This window comes from Nonomuraea sp. ZG12 (assembly GCF_052068115.1).
Lineage (GTDB): Bacteria > Actinomycetota > Actinomycetes > Streptosporangiales > Streptosporangiaceae > Nonomuraea.
In genome coordinates this window covers 57,893-73,649 of the sequence record NZ_JBQHCW010000011.1, presented here as the reverse complement: position 1 = coordinate 73,649, position 15,757 = coordinate 57,893, and the positions used below count along the sequence as shown (strand labels likewise).

The window sequence follows — 15,757 nt, the reverse complement described above, 5'->3', positions numbered from 1 at the left end:
GGCCAGAACGGTGGGCGGCGCGGGCGGAGGCTTGGGGAGGGCGGTGCTCAGACGAGTTTGGCGAAGCGCAAGGCCACCTCGCGCCAGATCGGCGTCGAGACCGGCTCGTCGGCGACCGCCCTCGCGTACACCTCGTCGGGGTCGAACCCGTCCGCCCGCCACTCGCGGATCCGCTCCGGCACCACCTCGGGGTGGAACTGCACCCCCCACGCCTGCTCACCCACCCGGAACGCCTGGTACGGGCAGCGCTCGGTCTCGGCCAGCCAGACGGCTCCAGGCGGCAGCGCGGTGATGGCGTCGACGTGGTGCTCGATGGCGGGCACCACCTCGGGCAGCTCGCGGAACAGCAGGTCGGAGGCGGCCTCCGGCCTGATCGTGACCGGGAGGCTGCCGTTCTCCGGCGCGCCGGCGTCCCCGGTCACCTCACCACCGGCCACCTCCGCGATCATCTGCCCGCCCAGGCAGATCCCGAACAGCGGCCGCCCGTCGTCCAGCGCCTGCCCCACCAGCTTCCTGGTGGGCGCCAGCCACGGAGCCCGGTCGTCCTGGCTGGGCAGGTAGCCACCGCCCAGCATGATCATGGCGTCGTGCTCCAGCCGGTCGGGCACCGGCGCGCCGTCATAGGCGTGCACCACCTCCAGCCGCAGCCCGGCCTCCTCCAGCCAGCCGCCGAACCGGCCGGGGCCGCCGCTCCGGCTGTTCTGCACGATCAGGACGTCACGCATCGCAGGTCTCCGTCAGGAAGTCGTCAGGTCAGGTCAGGGTGGGTCGAGGTGAGGGCGGGTCAAGGTCGAGGCGGGTCAAGGTGGAGATGGGTCGAGGTCAGAACGGGTCGAGGCCAGGGTGGGTGTCGAGGTCAGGGGAGGTTCGCGGCCCTGGCGGTGTGGCGCAGCAGCAGGGCGGTGGTCACCGGCCCGACGCCGCCGGGCACCGGGGTGAGCGCCCCCGCCACGCCTGCGACCGCGTCGAAGTCCACGTCGCCGGCCAGGCCGCCGTCATCCGTCGGGTTGGTGCCGACGTCGATGACGACCGCGCCGGGCGCCACATGGCCGGCGCCGATCAGCCCGGCCCGGCCGGCGGCCACCACCAGCACCTCGGCGGCCGAGGTGACGGCGGCCAGGTCGCGGGTGCGCGAGTGGCTGACGGTGACCGTGGCGTGCCGGTCGAGCAGCAGGTGGGCCAGCGGCTTGCCGACCACCGTCGAGCGGCCCACCACCACGGCCCGCCTGCCTGCCAGTTCCACGCCGTAGTGGTCGAGCAGGGCCATCACCGCCGCCGCCGTGGCGGGCACGAACGCGGGCAGCCCCGCCGCGAGCCGGCCCAGCGAGAGCGGGTTGGCGCCGTCGACGTCCTTGCGCGGGTCGATGGCGGCGGCCAGCTCCTGCGCCGAGAGCCCGGCGGGCAGCGGGGTCTGCAGCATCACGCCGTGCACGCCGGCGTCGGCGCTGAGCCGGGCCAGCGTCTCCCGGACCTGCTCGGCCCGCGCGCCGGGCCCCAGGTCGACCAGGTCGGCGGCGATGCCGACGCCGGCCGCCGCCTTGGCGATGGACCGGACGTACCACAGGCTCGCCTCGTCGTCGGTGGCCACCACGACGGCGAGCCGGGGCTGTGGCCCGGCGTCCACCTCCGCGGTGGTCTGCGTCTTGATGGCCGCGGCCAGCTCCCTGCCCGTCAGCTTCCTCACACGCCCGTCCTTTCACCCGCGTCGCCTGTCACGCCCTGTCACGCTCCATGCTCCCAGGTCCGCCCATGGTCTCGTCCCGGTGCGCGGTCGCCTGCCGCGGCCTATGGTTTCAGACCCTCGCGCACCTGGGCGGTCACTCGCTCGGCGCGGGCCATGGTGTCGTCGGCGTCCGCGAGCCGGGCGCGCAGGCCGTCGCGGGTCCGGTCGTCACGGATGCCGCCCAGGTTCACCTCGACGTTGACCCGGGCCGTGGCGATGGCGGCGCGGGCGGCCTCGGCGGCGGCCGCGACGTCGGTGAGGAGGTTGGGGTTGCCGATCGGCAGCAGGGTCTCGCAGAGGCCGACCAGGCGCGAGGCCAGCTCGGCCACCTCGGCGGGCGGCTCGGCCGCGTCCACCAGAGCCGCCGCGATGGCCAGCGTGCGCTCCTCGCCCTTGGGCAGCCGGTAGGCGTCGGTGACCGCGGTGAACGCCGCCGTGTCGTGCTCCGCCAGCTCCAGCGCCCGTGTCCGGGCCTCGTCGGTCTCGGTGATCATGCGGGTCATGGTCTCGGCGTGCTCGGCGTACTTCTCGCCGGTGGTGTAACGAGCCACCATGCCGAGCAGCGCGGCGGCCTGCGCCGCGTGCAACGCGGCGGTGGCGCCGCCGCCCGGCGCGGGCACCCGGTCGGCCAGCGTGGACAGGAAGTCGACGATCGTTGTGTCGCGCATGGCGGCATTCTGCCAGCCCGCGCACCGCTCACTCGCGGTGCATCGGCCGCGTGGTGTCCTGCTGCGGGACATCTGGGGAGTACGGGTTCCGCGCGTACGGGTCCGGGCCGCCAGGGCGATCCGGTGACCCGGAAGCGTGGGAGGGGCCGTGCGGGTGGGGAGCGTACGAGGGCGCGTGCTGGGCGGGAGGGTAGGCGGGCCCGTAGGGGCCGGTGGATGCGTCGAAGGCGGGCCGCACCCCGCGCCAGCGGGACGGGAACGCCGACACCACCAGCAGCAGGACGCCGATGACCAGCAGGATCCCCTGGTAGGACAGGTTGCGGTAGCCGTTGTCGAGCATGGCCGGCAGGAACCCCCGGGGCAGGATCCGCGTCCGGCTCATCAGCTCCAGCAGCGGCAGGCTGCCCACCAGGACGAACATCAGCCCGCCGAGCAGCGACGCCACCGGCGACAGCCGGGAGCCGGCCAGGAAGGCCAGCGCGATCCCGGAGAGCACGAGCAGGCCGAGCCCGAGCCAGGAGAAGGCGAGCATGCGCTGCATGGTGAGGGTGAGCTCGGACACGCCGTACATCAGCCCGGCGACGATCAGCGGCGGCAGGAGCAGTCCGGCGACGATTCCCAGAAGATGGCGCACACCGTTTGTCATGATCCACCCCGTTTATCCGGTAGTGCCCCAAGCTACCGCGTGGACTCCCGCACCACGAGATCCGGCTGGAACATGATCTGCTGGTGCGCGTGCGTGTCCGGGTTGTCGCACTCGTCGAGCAGCAGCTCGGTGGCCACCCGCCCCAGCTGGTAGGTCGGCTGCCTGATCGAGCTCAGCGACACGGTCGTGGCCGAGGCGAAGTCGATGTCGTCGTAGCCGATCAGCGAGACGTCCTCGGGCACCCGCACGCCCCCCTGCAGCAGGCCGCGCAGCATGCCCACGGCGAGCAGGTCGTTGGCGCAGAACAGCGCGTCCGGCAGGCGGTCCTGGGCGAGCAGCTTCTCGGCGGCCTGCTGGCCGGCCGCCGCGGTCATCGCCGGCATGGACACCTCCCGCAGCTCCTGCGGGTCGCGCCCGGCGGCGGCCAGTGCCCGCTCGGCGCCCCGCCGCCGGTCCTGGCACTGCCTGAGCGAGGCGGGTCCGGTGATGTAGGCGATGTTGTCGAACCCGCCCGCCAGCAGGTGCTCGACGGCCATCGCGCCACCGGTCACGTCGTTGACCGCCACCGCGCACTGGTCGGGCCGATCGGCCGGATGGTCGACCAGCACCACCGCGATGCCCCGCCGGCGCAGCATGTCGAGCCGGGCATGGTCCTCGTCAGACGGCGTGATCAGCACCCCGCGCACCCGCTGCTCGGCGAAGACCAGGAGGTTGCGTTCCTCCTTGACGCGGCTGCCGGAGGAGTTGCCCAGGATGACTGCGTAGCCGCGCTCGCTGGCCAGATCTTCGACCCCGGCGGCGACGTCGGTGAAGAACGGGTTGCCGATGTCCATCACCGACAGGCCGACCGTGCGGCTGTGGCCGGCGCGCAGCGTGGAGGCCGAGCCGTGCCTGACGAAGCCGAGCTCCCTGATGGCCGTCTCCACCCGGTCACGGGTGCTGCCCGCGACCTTCTCGGGCCGGTTGAGCACGTTGGACACCGTGCCGGGCGAGACACCGGCCCTGGCCGCGACATCCTTGATGCTCACCGTGCTCGTGCTCATCGGTGCCCCTGAGGCTCGTAGGTGCGCACGCCCGCGCTGCGCCGTACCAGATCCCGCATCTCGGCCAGGTCGCCCACCAGGCCCCGCGCCCTGGCCTGCACCAGCGCGTTGCCCAGCGCGGCCGCCTCGACGGGACCGGCGACCACCGGCAGTCCGGTGGCGTCGGCCGTGAGCCGGCACAGCAGCGTGTTGAGTGAGCCGCCGCCCACCAGGTGCACGACCTCGACCGGGCGGCCACTGAGCCGCACGGCGTCGGCGACGGCCCGTTGGTAGGCGAGGGCGAGGCTCTGCAGGATGCATCGTACGACCTGCGCGCGGCCCTGCGGAGCGCGCTGCCCGGTGCGGGCGCAGTAGGCGGCGATGCGGGCGGGCATGTCGCCGGGAGGCAGGAAGGACGGGTCGTCGGGGTCGATGACCGTGTCGGTCCCGGTGGCCCCGGCCTCCGCCAGCAGCGGCTCCAGATCCGGCTCGCCCCAGGTGCGCAGGCACTCCTGCAGGATCCACAGGCCCATGACGTTGCGCAGGTAGCGGGTGGTGCCGTCGATGCCGGCCTCGTTGGTGAAGTTGGCCAGGCGACTCTCCTCGGTGAGCACCGGGGCGGGCAGCTCGACGCCCACCAGCGACCAGGTGCCGCAGGAGATGTAGGCGAAGCGGCCGGTCTCGGCGGGCACCGCGACCACGGCGGAGGCGGTGTCGTGGGAGGCGGTCTTGGTGACGACCGTGGTGTAGCCGACCTCCTCCGCCACGTCCGCCCGCAGTGGGGTGCTGTCTTCCGAAATGTCGGGGAAAATCCGGCGAGGGAGGCGGAGTTTGTCGATGAGCTCCCAGGCCCACTCCCGCCGCGTCACGTCGTACAGACCCGTGGTCGAGGCGTTCGTCCGCTCGGCCCCGATCGCCCCCGTCAGCCAGTGGCCGAGCAGGTCCGGGATCAGCAGCATCGTCTCGGCCTCGTCCAGCCGCTCGGTGAGGAGCTGGTTGACGGTGTTGAACTGCAGGAACTGCAGCCCGGTCACCTCGTAGGGGTCCACCCGCGCGGTGAAGCGGTTCGTCCGCCCGTCGCGGTAGTGCACCGGGTTGCCGATCAGCCGGCCCCCGGCGTCCAGCAGCCCGTAGTCGACCGCCCAGGAGTCGATGCCGACGGACTCCGCCGGCCCCGCCTCGCGCAGCCCGTCCAGCACGCCTCGGTACAGCGCGAGGATGTCCCAGTGCAGCGTCCCGGACACCTGCACCGGCCGGTTGGGGAAGCGGTGCACCTCGGTGAGGTCGATCCGGCCGGCCGACACGGCGGCACTCATCACTCGCCCGCTGGAGGCGCCTAGATCAACAGCTGTGAATCGCACGCAACTGATTAAAACGTAACAATCACAGATGCGCCAGAGAGTCCGTGAAGGCATTGACGACCGAGGGCGGAACACCTAGATTCCGGGAAACATCCCGTTAAAACGTTTGTTGCCCGGAGGACGTATGAGTGGTCCGCCCACCCTCGCACTCGCGAACGTCAGCAAGTCGTTCGGAGCCGTGAGGGCGCTGCGCGACGTATCGCTCGAGTTGTTCCCCGGCGAGGCGCACGCACTCGCGGGGGAGAACGGCGCCGGCAAGTCCACGCTCGTCAAGACGCTCGCCGGGGTGCACCGCCCGGACAGCGGCCAGGTGCTGCTGGGCGGCGAGCCCGTCACGTTCGCCGGCCCGGCCGACGCCCAGCAGGCCGGCGTGGCGGTCATCTACCAAGAGCCCACCCTTTTTCCTGATTTGTCGGTCGCCGAGAACATCTTCATGGGCCGTCAGCCGCGCATCGGCCTTGGCCGCATCGACCGCAAGGCCATGCGAGCCCAGGCGAAGCAGCTGTTCGACCGGCTCGGCGTGACGCTCGACCCCGAGCAGCCCGCGCGCGGCCTGTCCATCGCCGACCAGCAGCTCGTCGAGATCGCCAAGGCCATCTCCCGGGACGCCCGCGTCCTGGTCATGGACGAGCCCACGGCCGCGCTGTCCGGCAACGAGGTCGCCCGGCTGTTCTCGGTCGTGGAGGCGCTGCGCGAGCAGGGCTGCGCGATCCTGTTCATCTCGCACCGGCTGGACGAGATCTTCTCGCTCTGCCAGCGGGTGACGACGCTGCGCGACGGCGCCTGGATCGCCAGCGAGCCCGTCGAGGGCCTCACCCACGACGACCTGATCCGCCGGATGGTGGGCCGTGACCTGGACGCCCTCTACCCCAAGCAGGACACCACCGCCGGTGAGGTCGCGCTCCAGGTCGAGCGGCTGACCAGGGAGGGCTGGTTCACCGACGTCTCCTTCCAGGTGCGGCGGGGCGAGATCGTCGCCCTGGCCGGGCTGGTCGGCGCCGGGCGGAGCGAGGTGGCCAGGGCCGTCTTCGGCATCGACCGGTGGGACGCCGGCTCGGTCACCGTGGACGGCAGGCCGCTGCCCGCCGGCAGTCCCACCGCCGCCATGAGCGCCGGGCTGGCCCTGGTGCCCGAGGACCGGCGGCAGCAGGGGCTGGTCATGGAGCTGTCGATCGAGCGCAACATCGGCCTGACCGGGCTGCGCTCGCTGCGCCGGGGCGTCACCATCTCCCGGGCCGCCGAACGCGATCGGGCCAGGGACTGGGCGCTGCGGCTGCAGCTCAAGTTCGCCCGGCTGAGCGACGGCGTCGGCGTGCTGTCGGGCGGAAATCAGCAGAAGGTCGTGCTGGCCAAGTGGCTGGCGACCGAGCCGTCCGTGCTCATCGTGGACGAGCCCACCCGCGGCATCGACGTCGGCACCAAGGCCGAGGTGCACCGCCTGCTGTCGGAGCTGGCCGGTCAGGGCATCGCGGTGCTCATGATCTCCTCCGACCTGCCGGAGGTGCTCGGCATGGCCGACCGGGTGCTGGTCATGCACGAGGGGCGGCTGACCGCCGAGATCTCGCGCGCCGAAGCGACCGAGGAGAGCGTCATGTCCGCCGCGACCGGGAGGGCCGCATGACGACCGCGACCGCCCCGCCCGAGCCCGCCGTGCCCACCCGCAGCGCCCGGGGGCTCGTCGACCTGGTGTTCCGGGCGAGAGAGCTGAGCCTGGTCATCGCCCTGGTCGCGCTCGTCGCCATCACGGCCGGTGTCAACGGCAACTTCCTGTCCGGGCAGGGCATCGAGGACATCCTGCTCAACACGGCCATCCTGGCGCTGCTGGCCGTCGGCCAGTCGCTGGTGGTCGTCACCCGCAACCTGGACCTGTCGGTCGGGTCGGTGGTGGGGCTGGTCGCGTTCGTCACCGGCGACATGCTGGCGAGCGGCTGGGGGATCGTGCCCGGCGTAGTGCTGGGCATCGCCATCGGCGCCGTCTGCGGCCTGCTGAACGGGCTCCTGGTGAGCTTCTGCCGGGTGCCCGCGCTGGTCGTGACGCTCGGCACGCTCTACGTGATCCAGGGCATCGGCCACTACATCGCCCACGGCCGCCAGATCAACGCGGTGGACCTGCCGCCGGGGCTGCTCTCGCTGGGCAACGGCAGCGTGCTGGGCATCCCGTACCTGCCGCTCATCACGCTCGTCGTCATGCTGGCGATCGGCTACTACCTGCGCTCCTACCCGAGCGGCAGGGAGTTCTACGCGATCGGCTCCAGTCCGGAGGCGGCCGGCCTGGCGGGCGTGCCCGTCCGGCGCCGCATCCTGGTCGCCTACCTGGTCAGCGGCTGCCTGGCCGGGCTGGCCGGCGTGCTCTGGCTGGCCAGGTTCGGCACCGTCATCGCCGACTCCGCCAACGGCTGGGAGCTGCTGGTGATCAGCGCCGTGGTGGTCGGCGGCGTGGCGATCACCGGCGGCGTCGGCAGCGTGTACGGGGCCGCGCTCGGCGCGCTCCTGCTCACCACCATCGGCAGCGCGCTGGTCGTGCTCCGGGTCAACCCGTTCTGGCAGCAGGCCATCACCGGGGCGCTGCTCCTGCTCGCGATCAGCGTCGACCGGGTGCTCGCGCTGCGGGTCGCCCGGCTGCTCAGAAGGAGAAGCCGCCATGGCTAAAGTGCTGCGCTGGGACGTCATGGTCGGCGTGCTGCTGGTCGCGGTGTTCGCCGGCGGCTCGCTCACCTCGCCGGGCTTCGCCACCGTCGGGAACCTGTCGTTCGCCCTCGGCGACCTGGGCGAGATCGCGCTCATCGCGCTGACCATGACCATGCTGGTGGTGGCCGCCGAGGTGGACCTGTCGGTCGCCTCCGTGCTCGGCCTGTCCAGCGCCCTGGTCGGCGCCCTGTGGGACGGCGGCATGGCCATCGAGACCATCATCCCGCTGGTCGTGCTCGTCGGCGCCCTGTGCGGGCTGGTCAACGGCCTGCTCGTGACCAAGCTCGGGCTGCCCTCGCTGGCCGTCACGATCGGCACCCTCGCCCTCTACCGGGGGCTGGCGTACGTGGTGCTGGGGGACAAGGCCGTCGCCCAGTTCCCGCGCGAGTTCACCGCGCTGGCCGTGGACGACGTGCCGGGGACGTTCATCCCGTATCCGGTCGCGCTGTTCGTCATGCTCGCGGTGGTGGTCGCGATCGTGCTGCACGCCACCGGGTTCGGCCGCTCGCTGTTCGCGATCGGCGCGCAGGAGCAGGCCGCGTTCTTCGCCGGGATCCGGGTCAAGCGGATCAAGCTGCTGCTGTTCGTCCTGTCCGGCACGGTCGCCGCCTTCGCCGGCGTCGTCTTCACCCTCAGGTACGGCTCCGCCCGCGCCGACAACGGCCTGGGCATCGAGCTCGCGGTCATCGCCGCCGTGCTGCTCGGCGGGGTCGACTTCGACGGCGGCAAGGGCACCCTCGGCGGCGTCATCGCCGGTGTGCTGCTCATCGGCCTGCTGCGCAACCTGCTCATGCTCAACGACGTCTCGACCGAGATCCAGTCGATCGTCACCGGTCTCCTGCTCATCATCTCGGTGCTCACCCCCCGCCTCATCGCCTCGGTGAGACCGGCGCTCCTGAAAGGATCTACATGAGATCGATCCGTATGGTCACCCTGACAGCGGTGCTCGCCCTGGGCGTGGCCGCCTGCGGCGGAGGCACCACCAAGGACACGGTCAGCTCGGCGTCCCCGGCGGCCCCCGCCTCCAGCGCCGCCGCCAAGGCCGATCCCAACGCGCCCATCAAAGAGGGCCTGAAGCTGGCGTTCCTGCCCAAGCAGATCAACAACCCGTACGAGACCATCGTCGACAAGGCCGGCATCGAGGCGGCGGCGGAGTTCAAGGGCGAGGCCAAGGAGGTCGGCCCGTCCGACGCGTCGGCCTCCTCGCAGATCTCCTACATCAACACTCTCACCCAGCAGGGCCACGACGCGATCCTGATCGCGGCCAACGACGCCAACGCCGTCTGCGGCCCGCTCCAGGAGGCCCGCGCCAAGGGCATCAAGATCGTCTCGTACGACTCCGACGCCGCTCCCGAGTGCCGGGACATCTTCATCAACCAGGCCAGCTCGGAAGAGGTCGGCCGCAGCCAGGTCAAGCTGCTCGCCGACATGATCGACAGCAAGGGCGAGATCGCCATCCTGTCGGCCACGGCCAACGCCACGAACCAGAACACCTGGATCGAGTTCATGAAGGACGAGCTCGCCAAGCCTGAGTACAAGGACATGAAGCTGGTCAAGGTCGCCTACGGTGACGACGACGACCAGAAGTCCTTCACCGAGACGCAGGGCCTGCTGCAGGCCTACCCGGACCTCAAGGGCATCATCTCGCCCACCACGGTCGGCGTCTCGGCCGCGGCCCGCTACATCTCGGGCTCGAAGTACAAGGGCAAGGTCGTGCTGACCGGCCTCGGCACGCCGAACCAGATGCGCCAGTTCGTCAAGGACGGCACCGTCGAGAAGTTCGCCCTGTGGAACCCGAAGGACCTCGGCTACCTGGCCTCCTACGCCGCCGCCGCGCTGGCCTCCGGCCAGATCACCGGCGCCGAGGGCGAGACCCTCAAGGCCGGCAAGCTCGGTGAGCGCACCATCGGCGCCAAGGGTGAGATCATCCTCGGCCCGCCGTTCACCTTCGACGCCTCGAACATCGACGAGTTCGACTTCTGATCACGTAGCGACAGTCCGCACGCGCGCTTCCCGCCGGGGGGCGCGCGTGCGCAGGAAGGAGACCGTGTGGAGCGGGTGTGCTTTCAGTTGAGAGTCCGGCCCGAACGGATTGACGAGTACCGGGAACGCCACCTGAACGTGTGGCCCGACATGCGCGAGGCGCTGCGGGCCGCAGGATGGCGCAACTACTCGCTCTTCCTGCGTGACGACGGGCTGCTCATCGGCTATCTGGAGGCCGACGACTTCGAGGCGGCGCAGCGGGCGATGGCCGACACCGAGGTCAACACCCGCTGGCAGCGCGAGATGGCGCCGTTCTTCGAGGTGGGCCGGCCCGACGAGGGCCTGCTCAGGTTGGCCGAAGTTTTCCATCTGGATTGATACGGGGACAATCATGATCAAGGACATGCTGCGTAAGCAGCGCATCGAGACGCCTTCGTGGGCGTACGGCAACTCCGGGACCCGCTTCAAGGTCTTCGCCCAGCAGGGCGTGCCGCGGGACCCGTACGAGAAGCTGGCGGACGCGGCGCAGGTGCAGTTGCACACCGGGGTGGCGCCGACCGTGGCGCTGCACATCCCGTGGGACAAGGTCGACGACTACGGCGATCTGGCCCGGCACGCGGCCGAGCTGGGGGTGGGCATCGGGGCGATCAACTCCAACGTCTTCCAGGACAACGACTACATGCTGGGCAGCGTCACCCATCCCGATCCCCGGGTGCGGGCCAAGGCGCTGGCCCACCTGCTCGAGTGCGTGGACATCATGGACCAGACCGGGTCCGACACCCTCAAGCTGTGGTTCTCCGATGGAACGAACTATCCGGGGCAGGATGACATCCGGGCCCGGCAGGACCGGCTCGCGGAGGCGCTGTCGGCGGTGTACGAACGGCTGGGGGAGGGGCAGCGGTTCCTGCTGGAGTACAAGCTGTTCGAGCCCGCTTTCTACACCACCGACGTGCCCGACTGGGGCACCGCGTACGCGCACTGCGTGAAGCTCGGGCCCAAGGCGCAGGTCGTGGTCGACACCGGGCACCACGCGCCCGGCACCAACATCGAGTTCATCGTGGCGTTCCTGCTGCGTGAGGGGAAGCTGGGCGGTTTCGACTTCAACTCCCGCTTCTACGCCGACGACGACCTCATGGTGGGCGCGGCCGACCCGTTCCAGCTCTTCCGGATCATGTTCGAGGTGATCGGCGGCGGCGGGTACACCGAGGAGATCGCCTTCATGCTCGACCAGTGCCACAACATCGAGCCGAAGATCCCCGGCCAGATCCGCTCGGTGATGAACGTGCAGGAGGCCACCGCCAAGGCGCTGCTCGTCGACCGGGCCGCCTTGGCCGAGGCGCAGCGGGCAGGGGATGTGCTGGGCGCGAACGCGGTGCTGATGGACGCGTACAACACCGACGTGCGTCCGCTGCTGGCCGAGCTCCGCGAGGAGATGGGGCTGGCGCCAGACCCGATGGCCGCCTACGCCAAGTCCGGATATTTCGAGAAAATCGCCGCCGAGCGGGTGGGCGGCGCGCAGGCAGGATGGGGAGCCTGATGAACGCCGTCGAAGAACTGCTCGCCAGGGCGCACGCCCTCGGCTCGGATCCGCGCAACACCAACTTCGCCGGCGGCAACGCCTCCGCGAAGGCCGCCGCGAACGACCCGGTGACCGGCCACGACGTCGAGCTGATGTGGGTGAAGGGGTCCGGGGGCGACCTCGGCACCCTCACCGCGGCGGGACTGGCCGTGCTGCGCCTGGACCGCGTCCGGGCGCTGATCGACGTCTACCCGGGCGTGGACCGCGAGGACGAGATGGTGACCGCGTTCGACTACTGCCTGCACGGCAAGGGCGGCGCGGCCCCGTCGATCGACACCGCCATGCACGCCCTGGTCGACGCACCGCACGTGGACCACCTGCACCCCGACTCCGGCATCGCCATCGCCACCGCCGCCGACGGCCCCGCGCTGACCGAGCGGATCTTCGGCGAGCGGGTCGTCTGGGTGCCGTGGCGACGGCCCGGCTTCCAGCTCGGCCTGGACATCGCCGAGATCAAGTCCGCCCACCCGGACGCCATCGGCTGCGTGCTCGGCGGCCACGGCATCACCGCCTGGGGCGACACCAGCCAGGAGTGCGAGCGCAACTCGCTCGACATCATCCGCACCGCCGAGCGCTACATCGCCGAGCACGGCCGTCCCGACCCGTTCGGCCCGGTGCTGCACGAGCCGCTGGCCGAGGAGGCCAGGCGCCGCAGGGCCGCCGAGCTCTTCCCGGCGGTGCGTGGCCTGGCGAGCACCGACGCCCGCCAGGTCGGCCACTACACCGACACCCCCGAGGTGCTCGACTTCCTCTCCCGCGCCGAACACCCCCGGCTGGCCGCGCTCGGCACGTCCTGCCCGGACCACTTCCTGCGCACCAAGGTCGCCCCGCTGGTGCTCGACCTGCCGCCGGACGCGCCGCTCGACGACGCGCTGGCCCGGCTGCGCGAGCTGCACGCCCGATACCGCGAGGACTACGCCGCCTACTACCAGCGGCACGCCACGCCGGACTCGCCGCCGATGCGCGGCGCGGACCCGGCCATCGTGCTGGTGCCGGGCGTCGGCATGTTCAGCTTCGGCAAGGACAAGCAGACCGCCAGGGTCGCCGGCGAGTTCTACGTCAACGCGATCAACGTGATGCGCGGCGCCGAGTCGCTGTCCACCTACCGGCCCATCGCCGAGTCGGAGAAGTTCCGCATCGAGTACTGGGAGCTGGAGGAGGCCAAGCTGCGCCGCCTGCCCAAGCCCAAGCCGCTGGCCGGGCGGGTCGCCCTGGTCACCGGCGGCGGCTCCGGCATCGGCGCCGCCACCTGCCGCCGGCTGGCCGCCGAGGGCGCCTGCGTGGTGGTCGCCGACCGCGACCTCGCCGCCGCCGAGAAGGTCGCCGCCGAGCTCGGCGCCGCCGCCTACCGGCCGCAGGACGTCGCCGTCGCCGCCGGCGTGGACGTCACCTCGGAAGAGCAGGTCCAGCAGGCGGTACGGCAGGCGGTGCTCGCCTTCGGCGGCGTCGACCTGGTCGTGAACAACGCCGGCCTGTCCCTGTCGCGCTCACTGCTGGAGACCACGCTCGACGACTGGGACCTGCAGCACGACGTGATGGCGCGAGGCTCCTTCCTGGTCTCCCGCGAGACCGCCCGGGTCCTCATCGACCAGGGCATCGGCGGTGACATCGTCTACATCTCCTCCAAGAACGCCGTCTTCGCCGGGCCCAACAACGTCGCCTACGGTGCGGCCAAGGCCGACCAGGCGCACCAGGTCCGGCTGCTGGCCGCCGAGCTCGGCGGCCACGGCATCCGGGTGAACGGCATCAACCCGGACGGCGTGGTCCGCGGCTCCGGCATCTTCGCCGCCGGCTGGGGCGCCAACCGGGCGGCGGTGTACGGGGTCGAAGAGGAGAAGCTGGGCGAGTTCTACGCCCAGCGCACGCTGCTCAAGCAGGAAGTGCTGCCGGAGCATGTGGCCGCCGCTGTGTTCGCGCTCACGGCGGGCGACCTGCGGGTCACCACCGGCCTGCACATCCCCGTCGACGCTGGGGTGGCCGCCGCCTTCCTGCGCTGACCGGCCGCGCACCCGTACACAGCAAGACGCCCGATCGGGCCGTACAGAGTCGTACACAGCGAGACGCCCGATCGGGCCGTACAGAAGGGAGAGCGTCGTGACGCTCGAACGGATCGCCACCAACCGCACCAAGGTCGGGCTCGTCGCGGGCGGGCTCGGCGCGTACTGGCCGCAGTTCCCCGAGCTGCTGCCGCAGCTCCAGCGCTCCTCCGCCCGCGTGTCGGAGCGGATGCGGGCGCTGGGCTGCGAGGTGGTGGACGCCGGGTTCGTCTCCGACGCGCAGGAGGGCGCCGCCGCGGCGGAGAAGCTGCGCGCGGCCGGATGCGACCTGATCGTCGGCTTCCTCACCACCTACATGACCGCCACCATGCTGCTCCCGGTCGCCCAGCGCACCGGCGCGCCGGTGCTGCTGATCAACCTGCAGCCGACCGAGTCGATGGACCACGAGACGTTCGACACCGGTCAGTGGCTGGCCTACTGCGGCGCCTGCCCGCTGCCGGAGATGGCCAACACCTTCACCAGGGCCGGGATCCCGTTCAGGTCGGTGTCCGGCTACCTGGAGGACGAGCGGGCCTGGGCCCGGATCGGCCGCTGGGTGCGGGCCGCCGGCGTGCGCGCGGCGCTGCGGCGCGGCCGGCACGGGCTGATGGGCCACCTCTACCCGGGCATGCTGGACGTGTCGACCGACCTGACGCTGGTGCCGGTGCACCTCGGCGGGCACGTCGAGGTGCTGGAGTTCGACGACCTGCGGGTACGCGTCGAGCAGGTCACCGACGCCGAGGTCAAGGACCGGATGGAGCTGGCCCGCGAGGTGTTCGAGCTGGACGGGACGGTCGTCGCCGAGGACTTCGCGTGGGCGGCGCGGGTCTCGGCCGGGCTCGACCGGCTGGTGGCCGACTTCGAGCTCGACAGCCTCGCCTACTACCACCGCGGGCTCAACGGGGAGATCCACGAACGGCTCGGCGCCGGCATGATCCTCGGCGCGTCGCTGCTCACCGCCCGCGGCGTGCCCACCGCCGGCGAGTACGAGCTGCGTACGTCCCTCGCGATGCTGGTCATGGACCGGCTGGGCGCGGGCGGCTCCTTCACCGAACTGCAGGCGCTGGACTTCCTGCGCGGGCACGTCGAGATGGGCCACGACGGCCCGGCGCACCTGGAGATCAGCTCCGGCAAGCCGCTCCTGCGCGGCCTCGGCGTCTTCCACGGCAAGCGTGGGTGGGGCGTGTCGGTCGAGTTCGACGTGGCGCACGGGCCGGTGACGGCGTTCGGGCTGCTGCAGAAGCGGGACGGCGCGTTCGGCTTCGTCGTGTCGGAGGGCGAGACCGTGGACGGCCCGCACCTCAAGATCGGCAACACCACCTCTCGGGTCGACTTCGGCCGCGACCCGGGCGAGTGGACGGACGCGTGGAGCGCCACCGGCATCTCCCACCACTGGGCCCTCGGCACCGGCCACCGGGCCGAGGAACTGCGCGCGCTGGCGGACCTGATGGAAGTGGAGCTCGTCACCGTCTGACGGCTACGACGCCGTCCCGATCGGCGGGTGGCTCCTCGCGAGCAACCCGCCGATCCCGCGTTTTCAGCCGCAGCGTCCCCACGAGCTCAGCGACCGGAAGCGCTGACCGCCCTCCTGCGTGACGAACCTGATCCGGTGTCTCTGGGCGGCGGTGGAGAGGTAAGTCCTCAGGAGCCGAGCGCGTGCCCTGTCGTTGCGTCGATGTGGTCGGGGGCCTCGGTATGGCGGTCGCCGACCGTGGGTGTCCCGGTGGGCTCGAACATGAGGATCGTCGCTCCGGTGGGCGCGGACGGCTTGTGCTCCGTGCCACGGGGGACGGTGAACACCGCGCCCGCAGGGAGCCGGACCGTGCGCTCCCCACCAGGCTCACGCAAGGAGATGTGCAGCTCTCCGTCGAGAACCAGGAAGAACTCGTCGGTGTCGTCATGGACGTGCCAGATGTGCTCGCCCCCGACCTTGGCGATGCGTACGTCGTAGTCGTTGACGCGCGTGACGATGCGGGGGCTCCACAGGGCGTCGAAGGAGGCGAGGGCCTTACTGAGGACAATGGGTTCGATGCTCACGCATAAATCCTGGT

15 protein-coding genes are annotated in these 15,757 nt (G+C 71.4%); 8 read left to right on the top strand and 7 right to left on the bottom strand.

The genetic code is table 11. The features are described 5' to 3' along the window. Positions 1-47: 47 nt before the first annotated feature. The 6 genes from ACTMTF_RS27750 to ACTMTF_RS27725 form a co-directional block, all read right to left on the bottom strand. Positions 48-725 carry a type 1 glutamine amidotransferase gene (locus ACTMTF_RS27750; RefSeq protein WP_397001687.1) on the bottom strand — a complete coding sequence of 226 codons (678 nt, stop codon included), beginning with the start codon at positions 723-725 and terminating at the stop codon, positions 48-50. Between the two features lie 131 nt (positions 726-856). Continuing rightward, the gene (locus ACTMTF_RS27745; protein ID WP_441113305.1) at positions 857-1,684 is read right to left on the bottom strand and encodes a bifunctional 5,10-methylenetetrahydrofolate dehydrogenase/5,10-methenyltetrahydrofolate cyclohydrolase; all 828 of its coding nucleotides are present in this window, start codon (positions 1,682-1,684) and stop codon (positions 857-859) included. Between the two features lie 101 nt (positions 1,685-1,785). Then, on the bottom strand, positions 1,786-2,391 hold the full coding sequence (locus tag ACTMTF_RS27740; RefSeq protein ID WP_441113304.1) for a cyclodeaminase/cyclohydrolase family protein: 606 nt from the start codon (positions 2,389-2,391) through the stop codon (positions 1,786-1,788). 28 nt (positions 2,392-2,419) lie between these two features. Continuing rightward, the gene (locus tag ACTMTF_RS27735; RefSeq protein WP_441113303.1) at positions 2,420-3,037 is read right to left on the bottom strand and encodes a hypothetical protein; all 618 of its coding nucleotides are present in this window, start codon (positions 3,035-3,037) and stop codon (positions 2,420-2,422) included. Between the two features lie 32 nt (positions 3,038-3,069). After that, the gene (locus tag ACTMTF_RS27730; protein ID WP_397001679.1) at positions 3,070-4,080 is read right to left on the bottom strand and encodes a LacI family DNA-binding transcriptional regulator; all 1,011 of its coding nucleotides are present in this window, start codon (positions 4,078-4,080) and stop codon (positions 3,070-3,072) included. Continuing rightward, positions 4,077-5,375: a rhamnulokinase gene (locus ACTMTF_RS27725; protein WP_441113302.1), complete on the bottom strand. Its 1,299-nt coding sequence runs from the start codon at positions 5,373-5,375 to the stop codon at positions 4,077-4,079. The genes ACTMTF_RS27730 and ACTMTF_RS27725 overlap by 4 nt, the downstream gene beginning before the upstream one ends. A 169-nt stretch (positions 5,376-5,544) precedes the next feature. Here ACTMTF_RS27725 and ACTMTF_RS27720 point away from each other — a divergent pair, with 169 nt between their 5' ends. From ACTMTF_RS27720 to ACTMTF_RS27685, 8 genes are all read left to right on the top strand, one after another. Further along, positions 5,545-7,041 carry a sugar ABC transporter ATP-binding protein gene (locus ACTMTF_RS27720; protein WP_441113301.1) on the top strand — a complete coding sequence of 499 codons (1,497 nt, stop codon included), beginning with the start codon at positions 5,545-5,547 and terminating at the stop codon, positions 7,039-7,041. Next, the gene (locus tag ACTMTF_RS27715; RefSeq protein WP_441113300.1) at positions 7,038-8,069 is read left to right on the top strand and encodes an ABC transporter permease; all 1,032 of its coding nucleotides are present in this window, start codon (positions 7,038-7,040) and stop codon (positions 8,067-8,069) included. The genes ACTMTF_RS27720 and ACTMTF_RS27715 overlap by 4 nt, the downstream gene beginning before the upstream one ends. After that, complete coding sequence (locus ACTMTF_RS27710) at positions 8,062-9,021, top strand: ABC transporter permease (protein ID WP_397001673.1); 960 nt, start codon at positions 8,062-8,064, stop codon at positions 9,019-9,021. Before ACTMTF_RS27715 ends, ACTMTF_RS27710 begins: the two co-directional genes overlap by 8 nt. Then, complete coding sequence (gene rhaS / locus ACTMTF_RS27705) at positions 9,018-10,091, top strand: rhamnose ABC transporter substrate-binding protein (protein ID WP_397001671.1); 1,074 nt, start codon at positions 9,018-9,020, stop codon at positions 10,089-10,091. The genes ACTMTF_RS27710 and rhaS overlap by 4 nt, the downstream gene beginning before the upstream one ends. A gap of 66 nt (positions 10,092-10,157) precedes the next feature. After that, positions 10,158-10,469: an L-rhamnose mutarotase gene (locus ACTMTF_RS27700; RefSeq protein ID WP_441113299.1), complete on the top strand. Its 312-nt coding sequence runs from the start codon at positions 10,158-10,160 to the stop codon at positions 10,467-10,469. 13 nt (positions 10,470-10,482) lie between these two features. After that, a complete protein-coding gene (rhaI, locus tag ACTMTF_RS27695; RefSeq protein WP_397001667.1) occupies positions 10,483-11,628 on the top strand; it encodes an L-rhamnose isomerase in 1,146 nt (381 codons plus the stop codon). After that, positions 11,628-13,667, top strand: coding sequence for a bifunctional aldolase/short-chain dehydrogenase (locus tag ACTMTF_RS27690; protein WP_441113298.1), 2,040 nt, complete (start codon positions 11,628-11,630; stop codon positions 13,665-13,667). The genes rhaI and ACTMTF_RS27690 overlap by 1 nt, the downstream gene beginning before the upstream one ends. Before the next feature lie 97 nt (positions 13,668-13,764). After that, positions 13,765-15,180: an arabinose isomerase gene (locus ACTMTF_RS27685; RefSeq protein ID WP_441113297.1), complete on the top strand. Its 1,416-nt coding sequence runs from the start codon at positions 13,765-13,767 to the stop codon at positions 15,178-15,180. 167 nt (positions 15,181-15,347) lie between these two features. Here the strand turns inward: ACTMTF_RS27685 and ACTMTF_RS27680 are convergent, their stop codons facing one another. After that, positions 15,348-15,743 carry a cupin domain-containing protein gene (locus tag ACTMTF_RS27680; RefSeq protein WP_441113296.1) on the bottom strand — a complete coding sequence of 132 codons (396 nt, stop codon included), beginning with the start codon at positions 15,741-15,743 and terminating at the stop codon, positions 15,348-15,350. Positions 15,744-15,757: the final 14 nt, after the last annotated feature.

Coding starts and splice junctions, on each gene's coding strand:
- ACTMTF_RS27750 (WP_397001687.1), bottom strand. CDS start 725: ATGCGTGACGTCCTGATCGTGCAGAACAGCCGGAGCGGCGGCCCCGGC.
- ACTMTF_RS27740 (WP_441113304.1), bottom strand. CDS start 2,391: ATGCGCGACACAACGATCGTCGACTTCCTGTCCACGCTGGCCGACCGG.
- ACTMTF_RS27735 (WP_441113303.1), bottom strand. CDS start 3,037: ATGACAAACGGTGTGCGCCATCTTCTGGGAATCGTCGCCGGACTGCTC.
- ACTMTF_RS27730 (WP_397001679.1), bottom strand. CDS start 4,080: ATGAGCACGAGCACGGTGAGCATCAAGGATGTCGCGGCCAGGGCCGGT.
- ACTMTF_RS27725 (WP_441113302.1), bottom strand. CDS start 5,375: ATGAGTGCCGCCGTGTCGGCCGGCCGGATCGACCTCACCGAGGTGCAC.
- ACTMTF_RS27720 (WP_441113301.1), top strand. CDS start 5,545: ATGAGTGGTCCGCCCACCCTCGCACTCGCGAACGTCAGCAAGTCGTTC.
- ACTMTF_RS27715 (WP_441113300.1), top strand. CDS start 7,038: ATGACGACCGCGACCGCCCCGCCCGAGCCCGCCGTGCCCACCCGCAGC.
- ACTMTF_RS27710 (WP_397001673.1), top strand. CDS start 8,062: ATGGCTAAAGTGCTGCGCTGGGACGTCATGGTCGGCGTGCTGCTGGTC.
- rhaS (WP_397001671.1), top strand. CDS start 9,018: ATGAGATCGATCCGTATGGTCACCCTGACAGCGGTGCTCGCCCTGGGC.
- rhaI (WP_397001667.1), top strand. CDS start 10,483: ATGATCAAGGACATGCTGCGTAAGCAGCGCATCGAGACGCCTTCGTGG.
- ACTMTF_RS27690 (WP_441113298.1), top strand. CDS start 11,628: ATGAACGCCGTCGAAGAACTGCTCGCCAGGGCGCACGCCCTCGGCTCG.